The sequence below is a fragment of the Arthrobacter sp. TB 26 genome (assembly GCF_000427315.1).
Taxonomy (GTDB): Bacteria; Actinomycetota; Actinomycetes; order Actinomycetales; family Micrococcaceae; genus Arthrobacter.
The window spans coordinates 1-2,179 of sequence record NZ_AUPJ01000211.1; the positions used below are offsets into that span (position 1 = coordinate 1).

Sequence of the window (2,179 nt, forward strand, 5' to 3'; positions counted from 1 at the left end):
GTACCCCGAGGCGCCGACCGTGGCGTGCAGCGGCTGCACGTGGGCCGAGGAAGGGGCCTGCACCGGGGCGGGGGCTGCTGCCGGCGCCGCCGGGCGCTGCGGGGCCGACTGCGGGAGGGACTGGTCCATGGACGGCGAGGTGGCCTTGACGTCGTCGAAGCCGGCCGCGATGACGGTAACGCGGGCCTCGTCGCCGAGGGCGTCGTCGATAACCGCACCGAAGATGATGTTGGCCTCGGGGTGGGCGACTTCCTGGACCAGGCGCGCCGCCTCGTTGATCTCGAAGAGGCCGAGGTCCGAGCCGCCCTGGATGGACAGCAGGACGCCGTGGGCTCCGTCAATCGATGCTTCAAGCAGCGGGGAGGCGATGGCGAGTTCCGCAGCCTTGACGGCGCGGTCTTCGCCGCGCGCCGAGCCGATGCCCATCAGTGCGGAGCCTGCGCCCTGCATGACCGACTTGACGTCGGCGAAGTCGAGGTTGATCAGGCCGGGGGTGGTGATGAGGTCGGTGATGCCCTGGACGCCGGACAGGAGGACCTGGTCGGCGGAACGGAACGCGTCAAGGACGGAGACGTTGCGGTCGCTGATGGAGAGCAGGCGGTCGTTCGGGATGACGATGAGCGTGTCGACTTCGTCGCGGAGGGCGTCGATCCCGGCTTCGGCGGAGCCGGCGCGGCGGCGGCCCTCAAAGGTGAAGGGGCGGGTGACAACGCCGATGGTCAGTGCGCCAAGCGAGCGTGCGATGCGGGCGACGACGGGCGCGCCGCCGGTGCCGGTGCCGCCGCCTTCGCCGGCGGTGACGAAGACCATGTCAGCGCCGCGGATGACCTCTTCGATTTCCTCGGCATGGTCCTCGGCGGCCTGCCGGCCGACCTCGGGGTTCGCACCGGCTCCCAGGCCGCGCGTCAGCTCACGCCCGATGTCGAGCTTGACGTCTGCATCGCTCATCAACAATGCCTGCGCATCGGTGTTGACCGCGATGAATTCGACGCCGCGAAGACCGACCTCGATCATGCGGTTGACTGCGTTCACGCCACCGCCGCCGATGCCGACGACCTTGATGACGGCCAAGTAATTCTGCGGAGCTGCCACGTTACGTGTCCCTTGTTCGTGTTCTGTTGCGAAAACTGATGGAGTCGGGCTTGAAGCTTTGAACCTTAACCTTCGAGTTGAAGGTTATAGTTATGTCAAGTAACTCATGCTGTGACGCTATTTCCTATGTAGATGACATTCAATAACCGGCCCCGCGTGTCGCAGGAATACCGCCGAAATAGCCTCTTTTGGTGCTGTCGAGGAGCCGGGGTGGTGTCTGCGGCCGGCGGCGGGGCCGGCACCGGGCAGCTCCCGCCACCCTGGCCCGGCCAAGTGATTCGCGGCTATCGGGTGACCGGGTGCCGGGGCACGCTGACGTCGTAGATCCGGACCGGGTTTTTCGGGTCGGCGGGGGCCTTCAGGAGGGCCTCGAGGACCTTTGCCTTGAGCTCCTTCTCCCCCGCGTTGCCCCAAACGATCATCTGGCCATCGACAAGCTTGAGTTCAACGGCGTCCACCGACTTCGCCGAGGCGCTGGAGAGCCGGGCGAGCACGTCGGCGGGCAGCGCCCCCAGGACCCCGGTGATGGCATGGAACAGGTCCTTGGGCAGGGTGCCGTTTCCGCCGTCGATGACCGGGAGGGGAACCGAGGCCGGGTCCGCGGTGTCGCTGAGCTTCACCCCGTCGGCGTCGACCAGCTGGTGTGCCTCACCCTGCCTGACCAGGGCCACCGGCACGCGTTCGGTCACCTTGACCTGCAGCGTCGAGGGCGGGCGGGCCTGGGTGGTGACCTCCTTGACCTGGACGAGGGGCTGCAGGAGGGCCGCGACGTCGCCGTCGCTGATCTGCGGCAGCGGCTTGCCCTGCAGGGGCGCGAGGGCCGCCTTGATCTGGTCCGCCGTCAGCAGTTTCGTGCCCTCCACGGTGACCGTCTGCAGCGCCAGGACGGGCGAGTAGACAGCGGCGGCGAGAATTCCCGCGATCAGTACGGCCAGGGCGCCGACGGTCCCCAGGAGGATGCGTTTGCGGCGTTTGGCCTTGGGCTCCGGAAAGGACAGCACGTTGTCCGGAGCGGGCAGGGTCCGGACTGCGGTGCCGGTTGCGGCGCTGTCCTTGGAAGCCGAGATGACGTCGGCTGACGCCGAGT

The 2,179-nt window shown here is 67.9% G+C and carries 2 protein-coding genes; both read right to left on the minus strand.

All coding sequences use genetic code 11. The features are described 5' to 3' along the window. Nucleotides 1-1,092 (minus strand): cell division protein FtsZ (gene ftsZ, locus K789_RS0107505; RefSeq protein ID WP_024366223.1); only part of this gene is annotated, 1,092 nt, incomplete at its 3' end. A 284-nt stretch (nt 1,093-1,376) separates the two neighbouring features. Further along, on the minus strand, nt 1,377-2,179 hold an 803-nt coding region (locus tag K789_RS0107510), incomplete at its 5' end, for an FtsQ-type POTRA domain-containing protein (RefSeq protein ID WP_024366224.1).